The organism is Streptomyces griseoflavus (assembly GCF_014649995.1).
GTDB lineage: Bacteria > Actinomycetota > Actinomycetes > Streptomycetales > Streptomycetaceae > Streptomyces > Streptomyces griseoflavus.
This window is the reverse complement of the sequence record NZ_BMUC01000001.1, coordinates 754098-771933: the sequence shown is the minus strand read 5'-3', so window position 1 is coordinate 771933 and position 17836 is coordinate 754098. Positions and strand designations below refer to the sequence as shown.

The 17836-nt window shown below is 72.3% G+C and carries 19 protein-coding genes and 1 other RNA gene; 10 read left to right on the top strand and 10 right to left on the bottom strand.

From position 1 onward, the window contains the following. Positions 1 to 68 precede the first annotated feature (68 nt). Complete coding sequence (locus IE172_RS03365; RefSeq protein ID WP_190095518.1) at positions 69 to 1106, top strand: Gfo/Idh/MocA family protein; 1038 nt, start codon at positions 69 to 71, stop codon at positions 1104 to 1106. Here the strand turns inward: IE172_RS03365 and IE172_RS03360 are convergent. The 4 genes from IE172_RS03360 to IE172_RS03345 all read right to left on the bottom strand — a co-directional run bounded on the left by IE172_RS03360 (position 1093) and on the right by IE172_RS03345 (position 5649). Next, the gene (locus tag IE172_RS03360; RefSeq protein WP_190095517.1) at positions 1093 to 2736 is read right to left on the bottom strand and encodes an alkaline phosphatase D family protein; all 1644 of its coding nucleotides are present in this window, start codon (positions 2734 to 2736) and stop codon (positions 1093 to 1095) included. The genes IE172_RS03365 and IE172_RS03360 overlap by 14 nt on opposite strands. 367 nt (positions 2737 to 3103) lie before the next feature. Beyond that, on the bottom strand, positions 3104 to 4093 hold the full coding sequence (locus tag IE172_RS03355; protein ID WP_190095516.1) for an aldo/keto reductase: 990 nt from the start codon (positions 4091 to 4093) through the stop codon (positions 3104 to 3106). Positions 4094 to 4154: 61 nt separating this feature from the next. Further along, positions 4155 to 4613, bottom strand: a complete 459-nt coding sequence (locus IE172_RS03350) for a pyridoxamine 5'-phosphate oxidase family protein (RefSeq protein WP_190095515.1) — start codon at positions 4611 to 4613, stop codon at positions 4155 to 4157. A 52-nt stretch (positions 4614 to 4665) separates the two neighbouring features. Beyond that, positions 4666 to 5649, bottom strand: a complete 984-nt coding sequence (locus IE172_RS03345) for a DUF1731 domain-containing protein (protein ID WP_190095514.1) — start codon at positions 5647 to 5649, stop codon at positions 4666 to 4668. 146 nt (positions 5650 to 5795) lie between these two features. Between IE172_RS03345 and IE172_RS03340 the strand changes: the two genes are divergently transcribed. Continuing rightward, positions 5796 to 6062 carry a hypothetical protein gene (locus IE172_RS03340; protein WP_190095513.1) on the top strand — a complete coding sequence of 89 codons (267 nt, stop codon included), beginning with the start codon at positions 5796 to 5798 and terminating at the stop codon, positions 6060 to 6062. 410 nt (positions 6063 to 6472) lie between these two features. On the opposite strand, the gene IE172_RS03335 is transcribed toward IE172_RS03340, so the two are convergent. The 3 genes from IE172_RS03335 to IE172_RS03325 form a co-directional block, all read right to left on the bottom strand. Further along, positions 6473 to 7204, bottom strand: a complete 732-nt coding sequence (locus IE172_RS03335) for a DUF7873 family protein (RefSeq protein ID WP_190095512.1) — start codon at positions 7202 to 7204, stop codon at positions 6473 to 6475. A 299-nt stretch (positions 7205 to 7503) separates the two neighbouring features. Then, entirely contained in the window at positions 7504 to 7674 is a 171-nt protein-coding gene (locus IE172_RS03330; RefSeq protein WP_190095511.1) for a hypothetical protein, read from the bottom strand. 66 nt (positions 7675 to 7740) lie between these two features. Further along, positions 7741 to 8280, bottom strand: a complete 540-nt coding sequence (locus tag IE172_RS03325) for an ATP-binding protein (RefSeq protein WP_190095510.1) — start codon at positions 8278 to 8280, stop codon at positions 7741 to 7743. A 147-nt stretch (positions 8281 to 8427) separates the two neighbouring features. Here IE172_RS03325 and IE172_RS03320 point away from each other — a divergent pair, with 147 nt between their 5' ends. From IE172_RS03320 to IE172_RS03305, 4 genes are all read left to right on the top strand, one after another. Continuing rightward, the gene (locus IE172_RS03320) at positions 8428 to 9342 is read left to right on the top strand and encodes a helix-turn-helix domain-containing protein (RefSeq protein WP_190095509.1); all 915 of its coding nucleotides are present in this window, start codon (positions 8428 to 8430) and stop codon (positions 9340 to 9342) included. Between the two features lie 2 nt (positions 9343 to 9344). After that, positions 9345 to 9560 (top strand): DUF397 domain-containing protein, encoded by a 216-nt coding sequence (locus IE172_RS03315; protein ID WP_190095508.1) that lies wholly within the window; start codon positions 9345 to 9347, stop codon positions 9558 to 9560. A gap of 237 nt (positions 9561 to 9797) precedes the next feature. Then, positions 9798 to 11036, top strand: a complete 1239-nt coding sequence (locus IE172_RS03310) for a cytochrome P450 (RefSeq protein ID WP_190095507.1) — start codon at positions 9798 to 9800, stop codon at positions 11034 to 11036. 161 nt (positions 11037 to 11197) lie between these two features. Continuing rightward, positions 11198 to 12232 carry an endonuclease/exonuclease/phosphatase family protein gene (locus tag IE172_RS03305; protein ID WP_190095506.1) on the top strand — a complete coding sequence of 345 codons (1035 nt, stop codon included), beginning with the start codon at positions 11198 to 11200 and terminating at the stop codon, positions 12230 to 12232. A 31-nt stretch (positions 12233 to 12263) separates the two neighbouring features. Here IE172_RS03305 and rnpB read toward each other — a convergent pair. After that, positions 12264 to 12665: RNase P RNA component class A (rnpB, locus tag IE172_RS03300), an RNA gene on the bottom strand. Between the two features lie 115 nt (positions 12666 to 12780). Then, complete coding sequence (locus IE172_RS03295; RefSeq protein ID WP_229885794.1) at positions 12781 to 13347, bottom strand: Uma2 family endonuclease; 567 nt, start codon at positions 13345 to 13347, stop codon at positions 12781 to 12783. A 108-nt stretch (positions 13348 to 13455) separates the two neighbouring features. Between IE172_RS03295 and IE172_RS03290 the strand changes: the two genes are divergently transcribed. The 4 genes from IE172_RS03290 to IE172_RS03275 all read left to right on the top strand — a co-directional run bounded on the left by IE172_RS03290 (position 13456) and on the right by IE172_RS03275 (position 16339). Beyond that, positions 13456 to 14214, top strand: coding sequence for a MerR family transcriptional regulator (locus IE172_RS03290; RefSeq protein WP_190095504.1), 759 nt, complete (start codon positions 13456 to 13458; stop codon positions 14212 to 14214). A 47-nt stretch (positions 14215 to 14261) separates the two neighbouring features. Further along, positions 14262 to 14816, top strand: coding sequence for a hypothetical protein (locus IE172_RS03285; RefSeq protein WP_190095996.1), 555 nt, complete (start codon positions 14262 to 14264; stop codon positions 14814 to 14816). 27 nt (positions 14817 to 14843) lie between these two features. Then, positions 14844 to 15626 carry a peroxide stress protein YaaA gene (yaaA, locus tag IE172_RS03280; RefSeq protein ID WP_190095503.1) on the top strand — a complete coding sequence of 261 codons (783 nt, stop codon included), beginning with the start codon at positions 14844 to 14846 and terminating at the stop codon, positions 15624 to 15626. Between the two features lie 65 nt (positions 15627 to 15691). Next, the gene (locus IE172_RS03275) at positions 15692 to 16339 is read left to right on the top strand and encodes a bifunctional 4-hydroxy-2-oxoglutarate aldolase/2-dehydro-3-deoxy-phosphogluconate aldolase (protein WP_190095502.1); all 648 of its coding nucleotides are present in this window, start codon (positions 15692 to 15694) and stop codon (positions 16337 to 16339) included. Here IE172_RS03275 and IE172_RS03270 read toward each other — a convergent pair. Further along, complete coding sequence (locus tag IE172_RS03270; protein ID WP_190095501.1) at positions 16336 to 17823, bottom strand: bifunctional RNase H/acid phosphatase; 1488 nt, start codon at positions 17821 to 17823, stop codon at positions 16336 to 16338. The two genes, IE172_RS03275 and IE172_RS03270, sit on opposite strands and share 4 nt — an antisense overlap. Between the last annotated feature and the right edge of the window lie 13 nt (positions 17824 to 17836).

Sequence of the window (17836 nt, the reverse complement as noted above, 5' to 3'; positions counted from 1 at the left end):
GGCGTCCACGCGTCGCCGGACGACGCACGCACGACGCACGCGCGAAACGAACAGGGTGGGACGAACGCATGACGGAGCAGAGGACGCGCTGGGGAATCCTGGCGACCGGCGGCATGGCCGCGACGTTCACGGCGGATCTGGTGGACATGCCGGACGCGGAGGTCGTGGCGGTGGCGTCGCGGTCGGCGGAGTCGGCGAAGACGTTCGCGGAGCGGTTCGGGATACCGCGGGCGTACGGCGACTGGGAGTCGCTGGCGCGGGACGAGGAGCTGGACGTCGTCTACGTCGCCACGCCGCACTCGGCGCACCGCGCGGCGGCCGGGCTGATGCTGGAGTCCGGGCGGAACGTGCTGTGCGAGAAGCCGTTCACGCTGAACGCGCGGGAGGCGGAGGAGCTGGTCGCGCTGGCGCGCGGCAACGGGCGCTTCCTGATGGAGGCCATGTGGATGTACTGCCATCCCATGGTGCGGCGGCTGAAGGCGCTGGTCGACGACGGGGCGATCGGTGAGGTGCGGCACGTGCAGGCGGACTTCGGCCTCGAGGGGCCCTTCCCGGCCTCGCACCGGCTGCGGGACCCGGCGCTGGGCGGGGGCGCGCTGCTGGACCTGGGGGTGTACCCGGTGTCGTTCACCCAGCTCCTGCTCGGTGAGCCGTCGGACGTCGCGGCGCGGGCGGTGCTCTCGGAGGAGGGCGTCGACCTCCAGACGGGGGCACTGCTCTCCTGGGAGAGCGGCGCCCTCGCCTCGGTGCACTGTTCCATCGTGGGCGGCACGGCGACCTCCGCGTCGATCACCGGTTCGCAGGGCCGGATCGACATCCCGTACGGCTTCTTCTTCCCGGAGCGGTTCACGCTGCACCGCAACGGCCGTGACCCCGAGGAGTTCGCGGCCGACCCGGCCGACGGCCCCCGGGGCAGCCTGCGGCACGAGGCGGCCGAGGTGATGCGGGCGCTGCGGGCCGGTGAGACGGAGTCGCCGCTGGTTCCGCTGGACGGCACCCTCGCCGTGATGCGGACGCTCGACGCGATCCGGGGGCATGTCGGCGTCCGCTACCCCCAGGAGACCGCGCAGGCCGCCCCCGAGGACCGGGAGGTCACGCCGGCTTGAGTCCCGGCTCCCCCGCCTCGGTGACGAAGGAGGCGGCGGTGGTGAGCGGCGCGCCCTGCGTGGTCACGTGGGAGACCGTCCTGAAGTCGGCGCGCGCCAGCTCACGGCCGAGGGAGACGGTCGTGTAGCCGCGCAGCCCGTTGTAGAACCGCATGTGCGGGTTGGCGGTCATGTACGTCTCCCAGTTGGCCGGTTTCGCTGAGCCGTCGCCGCCGCTGGAGACGGACGAGGTGACGATCTCCGTGCCCACGGTCCTGGAGTCCGGGTCGGAGAAGTCGCGTTTGATGTCGAAGCCGTAGTGCACGTGCACGTCGCCGGTGAGGACCATGAGGTTGTCGACACCGGCGGCCCGCGCGCCGGCCAGGACCCGTTCGCGGGAGGCCGGGTAGCCGTCCCAGGAGTCCATGGAGACCTTCGACGGCGCCGTGGTCGAGTTGAACCGCTGGGAGAACGTGACCTGTTGGGGCAGGACGTGCCACAGGGCGTCCGAGCGGCGCCAGCCGCCCACCAGCCAGCGCTCCTGGGCGTCGCCGGTGAGGGTGCGCGAGGGGTCCTGCGACTCGGGGCCGGGGTACTGCCAGCCGTCGCCGTAGGCCTGGTCGGAGCGGTACTGGCGGGTGTCGAGCACGTCGAACTGGGCCAGCCGGCCCCAGCGCAGGCGGCGGTAGAGCTTCAGGTCGGGCCCGTCGGGGAGCTGGGGCCGCCTGAGCGGCATGTTCTCCCAGTAGGCGCGGTAGGCGGCGGCCCGGCGCAGCAGGAACTCCTCCGGCGGGACGCTGTTCTCCGGGGTGTCGCCGGAGTAGTTGTTCTCGGTCTCGTGGTCGTCCCAGGTGACGACGAAGGGGTGCGCGGCGTGCGCGGCGCGCAGGTCGGCGTCCGTCTTGTAGAGGGCGTACCGCAGCCGGTAGTCCTCCAGCGTGACGGTCTCGCGCCGGAACACGTCGGGCAGGGTGCCGGCCGGGTAGGCGCGGGCGCCGCCGACGTCGTTCACGGCGTACTCGTAGAGGTAGTCGCCGAGGTGGAACACGACGTCCAGGTCCTCCTCGGCGAGGTGCCGGTACGCGGTCCAGTAGCCCTGGTCGTAGCGCTGGCAGGAGACGACGCCGAAGGTGAGTCCGGCGGCCCGGGAGCGGGTGGCGGGCGCGGTGCGGGTGCGGCCTGCCGGGCTGACGAAGCGGCCCGCCCGGAAGCGGTAGTGGTAGACCTGGCCGGGGGCGAGGGGGCCCGCCTCGACGTGCACGGTGTGGTGGAACTCGGGGTGGGCGGTGGCCTTGCCCCGTCTGACGACACGGCGGAACCGCTCGTCGAGGGCGATCTCCCACTCCACGGTGACGCGCTCCGCGGGGAGTCCCCCGTCGGCCTGGTACGGGGCGGGCGCCAGGCGGGTCCACAGCAGCACGGAATCGGGGTGCGGGTCGCCGGAGGCGACGCCGAGCGTGAAGGGGTCGTCGGCGATCCGGGCGGGGTCGAGTTCGGCGGCGGCCGCGGTGCCAGAGCCGGGCACGTCGACCGCGAAGGCGAGCGCGGCGGCCGCGCCGGTCACGGTCAGGAAGCGGCGGCGGCCGATGTGCCGTGCGGCGGCGCGGAGTTCGGGGTGGTGCTGGGTCGGGCGGACCTCGGGTGTCGTCATGCGTTCCTCCCCTGGCGTGTGGATGCGAGGGGAATTGGAGTGCGCCGGGACGACCTGACATTGACGCGTACACAGCATCCGGATGACGGTCACATGAGTTCCGGGGGCGCCGGGGCAGGAACCCGCCCCCGGCACGGAGATCTTCCACATACGGAATTCCGAGGTCCGCCCCATTGCGGCCGGTAACGGACTTATGCTCAACTCGCCTACACCAAACCTTCACAGGCGGAGTGGGTGTCTTCCGCAGGCCATGTCCAGGGGGGAGGCGGCAGTCGTTCCACACCGTCGGCGGGGGTGGACCCGCGCGGGACCGCGGGTACGCACCGGCGGGTGGAACGGCTGCCGCGCCAGGCGTCCGCCCCGGCGGCTACCCGCCGGCGAGCACGCGCCCCACCTCGGCCATCTGTTCCTCGTCGAGCGGCCCCTTCTCCAGCGCCCCCGCGTTCTCCTCGGCCTGGGCGACCGACCGGAAACCGGGGATCGGCACGGTGCGCGGGCTGCGCGCCCAGAGCCAGGCGAGGGCGCCCTGGGCGAGCGTGCGCCCGTCACTGGTGAGGACCTCCCGCAGCGCCTCGACGCGCGCGAGCCACTCCGGGTCCGCGCCCGTCCCCGCCCCGAACCCCCGCAGCCAGACCGGCGGCCTGGCACGGATGTCCCCCTCCTGGAGCGGCGCCCGGCCCGCGTGCTTCCCGGTGAGCAGGCCCATGGCGAGCGGACTGCGGTTCACGGAGGCGAGGTCCGCCTCCTCGCAGAGCCGGAGCATCGCCGGGGCGTCGTCGAGCACGTTGAGCGCGTGCTGCACGGCGGCGCAGTGCGGGCCCTCGGCGAACACGGCGGCACGCTCCGGGTCGTCGGTGCTCCAGGCGTACGCCCGGATCAGCCCTTGCGCGACCAGGTCCTCGCAGGTGTCGCGCAGCCGGGCCGCGCGCTCGGGGTCGGCGTCGGCGAGGTGCAGTTGGTAGAGGTCGACGCGGTCGGTGCCGAGCCGGCGCAGTGAGGCGGTCAGGGCGCGGCGGAGGTGTTCCGGCGAGTCGTCGGTGCCGGTGAGGGTGCGGGTGTCCGGGTCGAAGACGTTGCCCCACTTGGTGGCGACGACGACCTCGTCCCGGCGCCGGCCGAGGGCCCGGCCGAGGACGCGCTCGCTGTGGCCCGTGCCGTAGACGTCGGCGGTGTCGAAGAAGGTGACGCCCAGGTCGAGTGCGCGCCGCACGGCCCGCACCGACTCCTCGTCGTCGACCTTCCCCCACCCCAGCGGCTGCCCGTCCGGGCCCTGCCACTCCCCGCCGATCGCCCAGCAGCCGAACCCGACGGCACTGACCTCGATACCGCTGCGCCCCAGTGTGCGTGTGGTCTCCATGCCCCGGGACGTTACGAGTTCGAGCGCGCGCGAAGGCAAGCCCTGCCGGGATCCTGCCGCTCTAGCCTGCGACGTCGAGGGCCGTCCCGTACAGCCGGTCCACCTTCAGCCGGACGACCAGCCGGCGTTCGGCGACCAACTCCTCCAGGAACGCCTGCTCGTCCTCCGGCCGGGCGGCTTCCGGGACCATGCCGAGCAGTTCCCGCCCGACCTCGTCACCGGGCACCGTCGTGACCCCGGTCAGCTCGGCCTCGCCCTCGGCGACGGCGAACGACCACACGTCACCGCCCTGCACGTGCAGTGCCGCCCGCGGGTCGCGGCGCAGGTGCGTCACCTTGATCCGGTCGGCCGTGGTCGAGAACCGCACAACGCGGGCTTCGGGGTCCCAGCTGTACACCATGGTCGTCATATGGGGATGACCACTGCGCTTGACGGTGGCGAGCGTGCCGAACTGCTGCGTGCCGAGCAGGTCGGACAGGGCGTCGTCGGACAGGAGGCGCGGACCGGGTCGTTGAGTCATGCCCTGCTCAACGCCCTTGCTGCACGGGGGATTCCGTTGTCGGAGCGCGAGATCATCGCCTCTGCGTGGAATGGGGCGGGGTGCCCGCGCCCCGCCGTACGGAGCGGCGACGCCGCACCAGGTCCCGGGCCGCCTCCGGCCACGTCGGGTGGGTGAAGCCGAAGCCGGCGTCGAGCAGCCGCCCGGGGACCACGCGCCGGCTCTTGAGCAGCAGTTCGGTGTCCGTGCGCAGCACGAACGCGCCCACCTCGGCCATCCCCCGCGTCGCGGGCAGCCCCACCGGCATCCGCCACGCCCGGCGCAGGCCCTGCATGAACTCCCGCTGCGGCAGCGGCTCGGGGGCCGCGAGGTTCACCGGCCCGACCAGGTCCTCCCGGTCGATCAGGAACTCGACCGCGCGGACGAAGTCGTGGTCGTGGATCCACGACACGTACTGCCCACCGCCCGCGACGGGCCCGCCCAGGCCGAGCCGGGTCATCCACGACAGGACGTCGAGCACGCCTCCCCGGTCGGGGCTCATCACCATGGCGGAGCGCAGGGCCACCTTGCGGGTGTGCGGGGTGTCGGCCTCCTCCTGCTCCCGCTCCCAGCACCTGGCGATCTCGACGCTGTAGGACCAGTAGCCGGGCACGTCGGGCTCCGTCCCGCCGATCACGCCGGTCGCCTCGTCGTGGGGCGCGTCGAAGCGGTGGGCGTAGACGGTGGCGGTGCTCATCTGGAGCCAGACCCGCGGCGGGTGTACCGCGGCACCGATCGCGTCACCGACGACGCGGGTGGACAGCACCCGCGAGTCCATCATGGCGCGGAGGTTGCCGGGCGTGTACCGGCAACTGACGCTGCGTCCAGCGAGGTTGATGACGACGTCGCTGCCGTCGATCTCGCCGGCCCACTCCCCCGCGGTCGCTCCGTCCCAGTACACCTCGCCCGGCCCGGCCGGCCGCCTGGTCAGCACGACGACCTCGTGCCCGGCGCCGCTCAGCGCGCGGTTGAGGACGCTTCCCACCTGCCCGGTGCCCCCGGGAATCACGATCTTCATCAGCCCCGCCCTTCGTCGGGCCTCACCCTACACAGCTTTTGAACGTGTTCAAATATTGGCTCCGGCGTGCCATGATGGCGGTGCAGGGGTCCGTCACCCGCACGCCGACGAGCCGACGAGCCGACCACCTCGAGCGAGGAGCCACCATGGCCACCGCGTCCACCGCATCCGCGGACAGCCCCGCGACCCTCTACGGGCCGGTGTCCCTCGTCCTCGGCACGGCCGGGCTGCTCGCCGCCGTGTTCGCCGGGCTGCTCGGCATCGGGATCCCGCTGCTCCTCGGCAGCCTGGCCGTCACCTTCGCACTGCTCGGGCTCGGCCGGGGACTCCACCGGGTCTGCTGCGTCGTCGGCCTGGCCACGGGATGCCTGGGCCTGCTCCAGCCGATCCTGCTGGCCGCGGCCTGGGCATGACGTGGCGGAGCCCGGGAGTCGTATCCAGCTCCCGGGCCCCTGGGGATGCCACCTACATGCGCACGCCGGCGCTTTTAAGAGGACGGATCAGTCATCATGCCGTCGTGTTCTTCCTTTGAACTACCGCGCCAGGCAAGAGGCGCAGGCGAGAGTCGAACTCGCATCCGACGGCGTTCGTCCGTCCCCGGTCGGTCCGGCGATCGGCGGCGATGCTGAGACTGGAGCGAGAGTCTGAGATTGACCGCGGCCGCCGTCTCGGCGAGCCGCGCTTTCAGGCTGAACTTCAGTGTCAGCTTGCGCTCCTGACGCGAACCGGTCCTCAGTCCGGCCCGCGCCCCGTAGCGCACCCCCGCGCTCGCACGCGGGGGCGATCATGATGGTGACGTGCTGCCTCGTGATGGGCCGCCACGTCAGCCGAACAGGTACCCGAACACCGCGTCGCCGACCCGCCGGTCGGTGACCTCGGCGCCGTTGGCCTCCTCGCGGGCGAACTTCACCGCCTGCTGGAGCTTCTCGACCCGCTCGGCGAGCTCGTTGACCCGCCGCGCGGGGAGCGCCCCGGAGAACTTCACGGTCGTCCAGTACCCGATGGGCACGTCCTCGTAGTACACCTCGACCTGCGCCGGGTGCTTCTCGGTCGCCTCCGCCTTGACGTGGTTGCGCGGGACCTTCTTCGTGCGGATGGTCCGCACCGGGTCCGTCTTCCACCAGTCCGTGGACGGGTCGTGCGACCAGGACTCGGCGGCGTCGAGGGTGGGGAGCTTCTTGACGAAGCCGTGCAGGTCGGTGAGCTGCTTCTCCAGGAACAGCAGGTAGCTGACCGGCACGTCGGCGACGATCGTCCGCCCGTCGACGGTGACGTCCGCGCGGGCCGTGCAGTTCGCCCAGTCCTTCGTCGCCGTCACGTCGAACAGCCGCGTCAGCGACGCCCCCATCTCCCGCAGCACGTCCTCACCCTGCACCTGCACCCGCGTCGACTCGGGCGGCAGCTGCTCACCCTCCTCGTCCTTCGGCTGGTACGTGCGCGAGATCCCGGCCAGCAGCGCCGGCTTCTGCACCTTGGCGCGCGCCGCGTTGATGTCCTGGAGCGACTTGCTCTTGACACCCTTCTCGACCGCGATGATCTGGTTCAGCTTCGCCATGTCGCGTTCCCCCTCTTCGAACAGGCAGGAACGTATCCCGCTCGGTGGGAGTCCGTCGCCTCATTTTCCCTGCACGGAACGCAGCTGGAGCAGCGCGCCGGGCACTCCGGTCACGCCGCAGCCGACCCGGACGCACCGTCAGTGTCCCCGACGGCGGCGCCGCCCAGGGATTCGCAGGCGTCTCCGCAAGGGAGTTCCCGCTGCCGGCCGTGGAACCCGGCAGGGACGGGGTGCGCGTTACGGGCTCCTCCGTGACCGGCGCCAGTAACGAGATGCACACCTGTCGGGGGTGCGAACGGTCAGGGGCCGAGGTAGATGAGGCGTACGGGCTGCCCCTTCCACGTTTCGGGTGCGGTCGTGGCGATGACCGCACCGTTCGGCCGCTCCGCCGTCGGCTCGGCGGCGTACCGGGTGTGGGCCGGGGCCCAGGAGGTCTCGCGGGCCACGGCGAGCGCGGCGGGCAGATCCAATTCGGACCGGCCGGGCCATCAGAGTACGGGTACGGGTACGGGTACGTACCCGTCCAGCGTCCGCGGTCACGAGGCCACTCGTCCGGTCGCGATCTCGTACTCCGCCCAGACCGTCTTGCCCGGGCCGTCCGGGCGGGGGTGCCAGTCCCAGCGGGTGGCGAGCGCGGCGATCAGGAGGAGGCCCCGGCCGGATTCGTTGACGGCGGGGACCTCGGGCCGGGGGGCGCCCGGCCGAGGTGGGAGGCGTTCACCCCGGGTGTCGGTGACCTCGATGCGGACGGTGACGGGGCGCGGTCCGGCGGGGAGGAGCGCGAGGCGGAGGTGGAAGTCCCGGCCGGGGACGTTGCCGTGCAGCACGGCGTTCGCGGTCAGTTCGGCGGTGATCAGCACGAGTGCGTCGTGGTCGTCGGTTCCGTACGGAATGCCCCAGGCGTCCAGGCGGACGGCCACCAGATGGCGGGCGAGGCGGGCTCCGCGCGGGGTGGACGTGAAGCGCATCGCGAAGGCACGGGTCGCCGGGGCGGGCTCGGGTGGGGTGGTGTTCAAGTGGGGGGTGGGGGTGGCGAGTTTGCCGGGGCCGGTGAGGCCGGCGGGGTTGTTCGTCATACCGACCACGGTTCCGTCGGTGGCGTAGCGTGACCAGTGGTGACGCACCGACGCGGGCCGCTGTACGCGACGTGTCGGCGCGAGTACGTGGCGTGCGGCGTGACGGGCGCCCCGGCGGGCGCGTTGGGCCGGAGAAGGCGGTGGTCGATGACGAAGCGTACGGGTGCGGACGCCCTGGCGGACGGCGGGGACGGCGGAACGGTCGTGAGTGTCGGGGACGGATGGGGGAGCGATGACGGCGGGGGCGGCGCGTATCACCCCGAGGGCGGCGGCGGGAAGGGCGTGCTCGCCGCGTTCGGGCAGACCCTGAAGACACTGCGGCTGCGGGAGGGGCTGGACCGGGCGGAGTTCGGCAGCCGGATCGGCTACTCGGCGGCCACGGTCGCCTCGTTCGAGCAGGGGCGGAGGATTCCGTCGCCGAGGGCTATCGAGCGGGCGGACGAGGTGCTGGGGGCGGGCGGGTTGCTGTGCGTGTGGAAGGAGGAGGTGGAGCGGGCTCAGTATCCGGTGTTCTTCCAGGGGATGGCGACGCTGGAGAAGGAGGCGGTGGAACTCCTCGCCTACGACACCCACGTGATCAACGGCTTACTCCAGACCGAGGATTACATGAGGGCGGTGCTCGCCGCGCGGTATCCGCCGCTGGACGAGGAAACGATCGAACAGCGTGTAGCCGCCCGTCTGACGAGGCAGAACATCTTCAGCCGTCGGCCACTCCCGCTACTGGGCTTCGTGCTTGAGGAGGCAGCGCTGCGGCGCCCGTGGGGCGGCAAGGCAGTCCTCCGAGGACAGTTGGAACATCTGATGCTGACCGGCGAGATGCGAAACGTCGGCATCCAGGTCATGCCGCTCGACCACGAGGAAAACGCGGGCGTGGACGGTGCCTTCACAGTGATCACGCGCAAGGACGCCAAAAAGTTCGTGTACACCGAGGCGCAGGGGACCAGCGCTCTGCAGACTGAGCCCGAAGAGACGGTTCTCGCTGCCGCCCGCTATGGGATCATCCGATCACAGGCTCTCAGTCCGCGGGAGTCAACGGAGTTCATCGAAGGGTTGCTGGCATAGCTATGAACATCGCTGAGTCCTCGACCGTCGCCCCTGGCCCCGCCTGGTACAAGAGCAGCTACAGCGGAGCCGAGGGCGGCCAGTGCGTAGAGGTCGCGAACGGTACGGCAGGTGTGCACGTCCGGGACTCCAAGGCCGCCGCCGGGCCCGTCGTCACGGTCTCGCGTGACGCGTGGACGGGGTTCATCGGGCTGGCGTCCTCGGAGCGGAGCGTCTGACACACGTACGGTCGCGAGAGCCCTGCCACTCCTTGGGACGGGCAGGGCTCCCGTGTGCGCCGGACTCCTGATCAGCTCTCGCTGTCCCCCGGAGGCCGGGTGTCTGCGGTTGGCCCGGTAGAGCGGGTCGGTGCAGGTCGCGTTCGGGGCGGCGCCCGCTCCCCCGGTCACTCTTCTTGACCTGATGGGCACTCAATACCATTGCTGGGACGTCCACTTGACGATCAAGGGAGCCCCATGTCCACCGCTCAGCAGGTGCCCGACATCCTCTCGTCCGAGTTCGCGGCGAATCCCTACCCCGCCTACCGGGTGATGCGGGACACCGCGCCCCTCATCTGGCACGAGGCCACGCGGAGCTACCTCGTCTCGCGCTACGAGGACGTCGAGCGCGTCTTCAAGGACAGGGCCGGCGAGTTCACCACCGACAACTATGCCTGGCAGATCGAGCCCGTGCACGGGAAGACGATCCTGCAGCTCAGCGGGCGGGAGCATGCCGTGCGCCGGGCCCTCGTGGCCCCCGCGTTCCGGGGCAGCGACCTGGAGCGGAAGTTCCTGCCCGTCATCGAGCGCAACGCCCGCGAGCTGATCCACGCCTTCCGGCACACCGGCTCCGCCGACCTGGTCGCCGACTTCGCCACCCGCCTGCCGGTCGACGTCATCGCCGACATGCTGGGGCTGGACAAGGGCGACCACGACCGCTTCCACCGCTGGTACACGGCCGTCATCGCCTTCCTCGGGAACCTGTCGGGCGACCCCGAGGTGACGGCGGCGGGTGAGCGGACCCGGGTGGAGTTCGCCGAGTACATGCTGCCGATCATCCGGGACCGCCGCCGGAACCCGGGGGACGACCTGCTGTCCGCGCTGTGCGCCGCCGAGGTCGACGGGGTGCGGATGAGCGACGAGGACGTCAAGGCGTTCTGCAGCCTGCTGCTCGCGGCGGGCGGCGAGACCACCGACAAGGCCATCGCCGGCATCGTCGCGAACCTGCTGCTCCACCCCGACCAGCTCGCCGCAGTCCGCGCGGACCACTCACTGATCCCGCGCGCCTTCGCCGAGACCCTGCGGTTCACCCCGCCCGTCCACATGATCATGCGGCAGTCGGCGACGGAGGTGCAGCTCAGCGGCGGCACGGTGCCGGCGGGCGCCACCGTCACCTGCCTGATCGGCGCCGCCAACCGCGACGGGAGCCGCTACGCCCACCCCGACCGCTTCGACATCTTCCGCGACGACCTCACCACGACGACCGCCTTCTCCGCCGCCGCCGACCACCTGGCCTTCGCGCTCGGCCGGCACTTCTGCGTCGGCGCGCTGCTGGCCAAGGCGGAGGTGGAGACCGGCGTGGGGCAACTCCTCGACGCCATGCCGGACATGCGCCTGGCCGACGGGTTCGTACCGGCCGAGCGGGGCGTGTTCACCCGGGGCCCGCAGACCCTTCCGGTGTGCTTCACCCCTCCGACCGGCACGCCCCCGCAATGACCTGACGCGGACTCCTCCGTGACCTTCCCCCGGAATCGCCCGCTCCATGTTCCTCGTCGGTAACGGGACCGCCCGAGGGCTGTACCGGTAAAGATTCCCCCTGCACTCTCTTCCTGTACCTGACAAAAACAGTCACGTGCCGGATTCACGGGGGGATCAGCATGAGCGTTTCCGCTCTCACGCACCGCAAGCGCACGGCAGCCAGGAAGCCCTACGTCGCCGGAGCCGCGGTGCTCGCCGCACTGCTCGCGTCCACGGCGTGCGGGGCGGGCTCCGCCGACACCCCGAAAGGAGCGGCGGCCCCCGTGGCGGAGGCGTCCACGGGCGAGGCCGTGGCCATGGCCGGTCAGGGCGCCCAGCGGATGCCGAGCCGTGTGGCGGCACTGACCTGGAACATCTGCGGCATCGCGAGTGCCTGCCCGAACCGCGGGGAGGGACAGACGGAGCAGATCGAGGAGATCGCCGAAATCGTCAAGGCCGACTCCGGCTACGCGGTCGTCCTGCTGCAGGAGACATGCGCCGTCCACAGCAAGCTGCTGAAGAAGAAACTCGGGAAGAACTGGGTCGTACGGCACCGCAACGGCCTGATGATGGGCACCAAGGACCGTACGTTCCCCTGCGAGGCCGGGGTCGCCGTGGCCATGAAGAAGCTTCCCGGAAGCACGTTCGTCAAGGGGCCGGACGGCAGGCTCGGATGGGATGTGACCTTCACCCGCACCCGCGGCCTGGAGCACGTGGACGGCAAGGCCGACAGGCCCAGGACCCAGTACACCACCCAGGGCGCGGCCTGTCTCCAGGACAAGGGGAACAAGATCCTCGCCTGCAGCAGCCACTTCGTTCCAGGCTCCGTCAAGAACGCCACGAAGATCCAGAACCTCTCCCTGGGGGACCTGCGCCAGACCACCGTCGACTGGCAGAAGGGCGGCTACCGCACGATCGTCGGCGGCGACTTCAACATCGACGTGAAGGCGAAGAACCTCCCGGTCGTCGGTCTGAAGCGCATGTCCGGCATGTACCGCGGCAACTTCGAGGCCGACTCCGGCAACAACGGCGCCACCCACGGCAAAAGGAAGATCGACTACATCTTCTTCAGCGACCGCGGCTGGAAGCTGCGCGGCGGCGGCGTCCGCAAGACGAGCGGCAAGCTGAGCGACCACCGGATGCTCACCGCGGCCGTGACCGTCCGCCCCCTCTGACGAGGAGCGGGACGGCCCGGAGGCGGGCCGGCAGACGAGTCGGGCTGTACGCCGGGTTCTGTTCCCGGGGTTCCTCGCGGAGCCCCGGGCGACGGCCATCCATCTAGGACCGGCGTTGCCACCGGCCTCGTGCGGTCTACCCGCGGACTCGGGCGGGCAGCCCTCGAACGTCCGCGCAGAGACGCCGAGGCGTCTCCTCTTGACCTTGCTCCGGGTGGGGTTTACCTAGCCGCCTGAGTCACCTCAGGCGCTGGTGGTCTCTTACACCACCGTTTCACCCTTACCCGGCGCCGAAGCGCCGGGCGGTTTGCTTTCTGTGGCACTGTCCCGCGGGTCACCCCGGGTGGCCGTTAGCCACCACCCTGCCCTGTGGAGCCCGGACGTTCCTCGGGAAGTCCCGTGAGGGACTTCACGCGGCCGCCCGCCCGGCTCGTCTGCCGTGTCGACCATGATACCGGGCGTGAGCGGGGGTTCGGCGCGGTGGCCGGGGCGGGACGGAGGCTGCGGGGCTCGTTCGGGAGGAGAGGGCTCCGGCGGTCGGGAAGAGGTCAGAGGAAGTCGGCGGTGTCCAGATCGAAGGCGAAGGGCTCGGGGAGGCACAGCGGCTTGCCCAGGAGGCGGGTGCGCCGGTCGCGGTACTGGTCTCGTACGGGGTCGCTGAACAGCGTGACCGAGGAGGCCTCGCGGTCGACGAGGAGGTACAGCGGGATGCCGCCGCGGGCGTAGCAGCGCGGTTTGGTTTCGCGGTCGGTTCCGTGGGCGGGGCCGGTCACTTCCGTCACCATGGCGACGCCCGTACCGGGCATCCAGGGAGCGGCTCCCCGGAAGGGACGCAGGTGGGCGGGGGCGAGGGTGGCGTCGGGGATCACGTGGTCGTCGGGGCAGCCTTCCGCGCCCGCCAGCCTCAGGCCCTTGTTCCCGGAGACGTGGACGGCCGTGCGGGAGCGGAGGTGCGTCTGGCGCAGCAGCGCGCTGAGGCAGTGCTCGTGCCATCCGTCCGGCGGAGGGGTCAGGACGCATGCGCCCTCGATCAGTTCCGCCCGGAAGCCGTCCGGAGCCTCGAGGGAGACGAACCAGTCCAGCAGCAGTCGCTCCGAGAGCGGATCGTAGGTGATCACGGCGTCAGGCTGGCGTACGCGCCCGGCGGGCCGGGGTGGGACCGGGGGCGTTCCCTCGATCGGGTTGCTTGACCCTGTCGCGGCGTCAACGTTTCTACTGGTGGCATGCGGATCGGAGAGCTTGCCGCGGTCGTCGGGGTCACCACGCGGGCTGTGCGGCATTACCACCAGCTGGGGCTGTTGCCGGAGCCGGAGCGGCTGGGCAACGGGTATCGGGACTACACGCTGCGGCACGCGGTGGTGCTGGCGCGGGTCAGGCGGCTGACGGAGTTGGGTCTGGGGCTGGCCGAGGTGCGGGACGTGCTCGCGGACGACGCCGGGAAGGACCTGGTCGAGGTGCTGACGGAGCTGGACGAGGACCTGGCGCGGCAGGAGGCGGCGATCGGGGAACGGCGGGCGCGGCTGCGGGGCCTGCTCGAGTCGGGGGACGAGCTGAGCGGGGAGGGGCCGGTGTCGCCGGAACTGGCGGCGCTGTTCCGGGAGGTGGGCCGGGTCGACGGCTCGGCCATGGCGGCCAAGGACCGAGAGCTGCTGGCGCTCATCGAGACGTCGGCACCGCCGGAGGAGCGGCGGCGGATGATGGAGCTGATCGGGGGTGCGGTAGGTGCCGCGGGCGGTGCGGAGCGGGCCGTGGGCCTGTACCGGCTGCTGGATTCGCTCGCCGGGGTGGAGCCGGACGACCCCCGGGTGGAGGAGGCCGCGCGGGAACTCGCCGCGTGCGTGCCGGCGGAGTTGGTGGCGCAGGGCACGACGGACATGGACGAGGGGGGCAGCTTTCTGCGGGCTTTCTACGCCGACTTCGCTCCCGGGCAGGCGGAGGCGATCCGGCGGGCGCTGCGGATCGCCGCGGAGGGCGGGCCGTGAGGGCGGTGGGGGTGGGCCTGGCGCTGGCGCGGCACGAGGCGCGGCTGATGGTGAGCCTGGCGCTGTGGCTGGTCCGGCGCACGCACGGGACCGGCGGTGGCGGTACGGCGTTCGGGTACGCGCGGGGGCAGACGGCCGTGATGTTCGGGTTCGCGTTCGTGTGCGTGGTGGAGACGGTGGCGATGTCCGTGCTGCTGGGCGACTGGCCGGTGGTGCACGCGGTGGTGCTCTTCCTGGACGTCTACACCGTGGTCTTCGTCGTCGCGCTGCACGCCGCGTCCGTCGTCCGTCCGCATGTGGTGGACGGGGAGGCGCTGCGGGTCCGGCGGGGCGTGCACGTCGATCTGCGGATACCGGTGGAGCGGATCGGTGCCGTCCGGCGTGAGCTGCGGATGACGCACGAGGCGGCGGACGGCGTGCTGGACCTGGCCGTGGGGTCGCAGACGAACGTGGCGGTCGAGCTGAACGAGGCGGTCACGCACGTGAACCTCTTCGGTGGCCGCCGTGAGGTCCGCGTGGTGCGCTTCCACGCGGACGACCCCGACGGGCTGGTGCGCGCGCTGGCCGCCGGGCCGGACGTCGCGGCCCACGCCGTACCCTGACGGACGGGTTCGATCGAAGGAGTACGTGTGCTTGTCCTGCTGCCGCCGTCCGAAGGCAAGGCCGCTTCCGGCCGCGGTGCCCCGCTGAAGCCCGAGTCGCTGTCGCTGCCCGGTCTGACGGCCGCGCGGGAGACGGTGCTCGACGAGCTGGTGGAGCTGTGCGCCGCGGACGAGGACAAGGCGCGCGAGGTGCTGGGGCTCAGCGAGGGGCTGCGGGGCGAGGTCGCGAAGAACGCGGAGCTGCGGACCGCCGGTGCCCGGCCGGCCGGGGAGATCTACACCGGGGTGCTGTACGACGCGCTGGACCTGGCCACGCTCGACAGGGCGGCGAAGCGGCGGGCGGCGACGTCGCTGCTGGTCTTCTCCGGGCTGTGGGGCGCGGTCCGGGTCACCGACAGGATCCCCTCGTACCGCTGCTCGATGGGCGTGAAGCTGCCGGGCCTCGGGGCGCTGGGCGGGTACTGGCGCGCGCCGATGGCGGAGGTGCTGCCCGAGGCGGCGGGCAGCGGGCTCGTCCTCGACCTGCGGTCGGCGGCGTACGCGGCGGCCTGGAAGCCGAAGGGCGAGGTGGCCGGGCGGACGGCGACGGTGCGCGTGCTGCACGCGCCGACGCGGAAGGTGGTCAGCCACTTCAACAAGGCGACCAAGGGGCGGATCGTGCGGAGTCTGCTGACGGCCGGGGCGGCCCCGAAGGATCCCGCCGGGCTGGTGGAGGCGCTGCGGGACCTCGGGTACGAGGTGGAGGCGGCGGCGCCCGCGAGGGCCGGGGCGGCCTGGGCGCTGGACGTGCTGGTGGACGAGGTGCACTGAGGCGTTCGTTGCGCAGCATGCAACGTGCTTTGCGCAGGATGCACGTCGACGGCAGGATGACGGGCATGAGCTCTCCCCTGCCTTCGTCACCCGCCTCCCCGTCCGTGCTGGACCTCGCGCCCGTCCTGCCGGTCGTCGTGATCGACGATGCCGCCGACGCCGTACCGCTGGCGCGGGCGCTGGTCGCCGGGGGGCTGCCGGCGATCGAGGTGACGTTGCGGACGCCCGCCGCGCTCGACGCGATCCGGGCGATCGCCCGTGAGGTGCCGGAGGCCGTGGTCGGGGCCGGCACGCTGATCACTCCGGAGCAGGTGGACGCGGTGGTGGCGGCCGGGGCGCGGTTCCTGGTCAGCCCGGGGTGGACGGACGTACTCCTCGACGCCATGCGGGCGTCCGGGGTGCCGTTCCTGCCGGGGGTGTCGACCACCTCCGAGGTGGTGGCGCTCCTGGAGCGGGGGGTGCGGGAGATGAAGTTCTTCCCGGCGCAGGCGGCGGGCGGCACCGCGTACCTGAAGTCGCTCGCCGGGCCGCTCCCGCAGGCCCGCTTCTGCCCGACGGGCGGTGTCGGCCCCGACTCCGCTCCGGACTATCTCGCGCTGCCCAACGTCGGCTGTGTGGGCGGCAGCTGGATGCTCCCGGCGGACGCCGTGGCCGCCCGGGACTGGGCGCGGATCGAAGGGCTGGCGCGGGAGGCGGCGGGGCTGAGGTCCTAGCGCAGGTGCGAGGTGTCGTTGAACAGGCGGACGCTGGCGTTGCCGTCGGCGTAGTACGCCACGGCGGAGAGCGAGGCGGCCGACAGTTCCATCCGGAACAGCGCCTCGGGCGGGGCGCCCAGGGCGAGCCGGATGAACGTCTTGATCGGTGTCACATGCGTGACGAGCAGCACCGTGCGGCCGGCGTACGCGGCGATCAGCCGGTCGCGGGCCGCGGCGACCCGGGCGGCGGTGGCCGCGAAGCTCTCGCCGCCGCCGGTGGGTTCGGCGTCCGGGGAGGACAGCCAAGCGTTCAGGTCGTCGGGGTGGCGCTCGCGGACCTCGCCGAAGGTGAGGCCCTCCCAGGCACCGAAGTCCGTCTCGCGCAGCCCGTCCTCCACGTCCACGTCGAGACCGAGCCGGGCGGCGACGATGCCGGCGGTCTCGCGGGTACGGGCGAGGGGTGAGGCGACGACCGCCTGGACGGTGCCGCGCCGGGCGAGGAACTCGGCGACCCTCTCGGCCTGCTCCCGGCCCGCGTCGGAGAGGGAGGGGTCGCTGCCGCCGCTCCCCGAGAAACGCTTCTGCGGTGTCAGCGGGGTCTCCCCGTGCCGCAGCAGGACGAAGGTGGCCGGCGCCCCCATGTCGGCGGGCGCCCAGCCGGCGCTCGGGGTGGCCACGGCCTGCGCGGCCCGCCGGTCGGCGTCGGCCCCGGATCCGGATCCGGATTCGGTTCCGGCTGCGGATTCGGCTTCGGCTTCGGCTGCGGCTTCGGCTTCGGCTGCAGTACCGGCCCCGGCCCCGGCAGCGTCCGGAGCGAGGCCGCTCCCGGCCGACGTCGGACCGGCGTCCGTGGCCGGCTCGCCGGTCGCCGTGTCCTCGGCCCGCGCCGCGCCCTGAGCGAGAGCCCCCGCCCGGCCCGACGGGGCACTGCCCCTCACGGAAGTCCGGCTCTCGGCGACATCACCGCCCCCGGACGCCGACGCCAGGGCCGCGCGGACGCGGGCCGCGCCCGCTGCCGCGTCGGCCGGCGGAGCCGGGGCGGCGGGCGGGGCGTCCAGGTCGGCCCGGGACGTCGCGGGCGACCACGTCTCGCCCCGCTTGCCCGCGTCCATCGCCTCGTTGGCGAGGCGGTCGGCGTGCTTGTTGCGTTCGCGCGGGATCCACTCGTACGTGACCCGCTCCCGCGGGAAGGCGCGGGCCGCCTCCGCCGCGAGCGGCTTCATCGCCGGGTGCTTGATCTTCCAGCGGCCCGTCATCTGCTCGATGACGAGCTTGGAGTCCATCCGGACGTGGACCCGTGCCTCCGGGTCCAGTTCACGGGCGGCGTTCAGACCGGCCACCAGCCCCCGGTACTCGGCGACGTTGTTGGTGGCGACACCGAGGTACTCGGCCGCCTCGACCAGGGTCTCCCCCGTCGCCGCGTCGCTGACCACGGCCCCGTAGCCGGCCGGTCCCGGGTTGCCCCGCGACCCGCCGTCCGCCTCGACGATGAACTCCCGCACAGCCGAACCGCCC

Coding starts and splice junctions, on each gene's coding strand:
- IE172_RS03285 (WP_190095996.1), top strand. CDS start 14,262: ATGGTGAGCCTGGCGCTGTGGCTGGTCCGGCGCACGCACGGGACCGGC.
- IE172_RS03340 (WP_190095513.1), top strand. CDS start 5,796: ATGGCCACCGCGTCCACCGCATCCGCGGACAGCCCCGCGACCCTCTAC.
- IE172_RS03325 (WP_190095510.1), bottom strand. CDS start 8,280: ATGACGAACAACCCCGCCGGCCTCACCGGCCCCGGCAAACTCGCCACC.
- IE172_RS03305 (WP_190095506.1), top strand. CDS start 11,198: ATGAGCGTTTCCGCTCTCACGCACCGCAAGCGCACGGCAGCCAGGAAG.
- IE172_RS03345 (WP_190095514.1), bottom strand. CDS start 5,649: ATGAAGATCGTGATTCCCGGGGGCACCGGGCAGGTGGGAAGCGTCCTC.
- IE172_RS03290 (WP_190095504.1), top strand. CDS start 13,456: ATGCGGATCGGAGAGCTTGCCGCGGTCGTCGGGGTCACCACGCGGGCT.
- IE172_RS03350 (WP_190095515.1), bottom strand. CDS start 4,613: ATGACTCAACGACCCGGTCCGCGCCTCCTGTCCGACGACGCCCTGTCC.
- IE172_RS03320 (WP_190095509.1), top strand. CDS start 8,428: ATGACGAAGCGTACGGGTGCGGACGCCCTGGCGGACGGCGGGGACGGC.
- IE172_RS03275 (WP_190095502.1), top strand. CDS start 15,692: ATGAGCTCTCCCCTGCCTTCGTCACCCGCCTCCCCGTCCGTGCTGGAC.
- IE172_RS03310 (WP_190095507.1), top strand. CDS start 9,798: ATGTCCACCGCTCAGCAGGTGCCCGACATCCTCTCGTCCGAGTTCGCG.
- IE172_RS03360 (WP_190095517.1), bottom strand. CDS start 2,736: ATGACGACACCCGAGGTCCGCCCGACCCAGCACCACCCCGAACTCCGC.
- IE172_RS03335 (WP_190095512.1), bottom strand. CDS start 7,204: ATGGCGAAGCTGAACCAGATCATCGCGGTCGAGAAGGGTGTCAAGAGC.
- IE172_RS03355 (WP_190095516.1), bottom strand. CDS start 4,093: ATGGAGACCACACGCACACTGGGGCGCAGCGGTATCGAGGTCAGTGCC.
- IE172_RS03315 (WP_190095508.1), top strand. CDS start 9,345: ATGAACATCGCTGAGTCCTCGACCGTCGCCCCTGGCCCCGCCTGGTAC.
- IE172_RS03365 (WP_190095518.1), top strand. CDS start 69: ATGACGGAGCAGAGGACGCGCTGGGGAATCCTGGCGACCGGCGGCATG.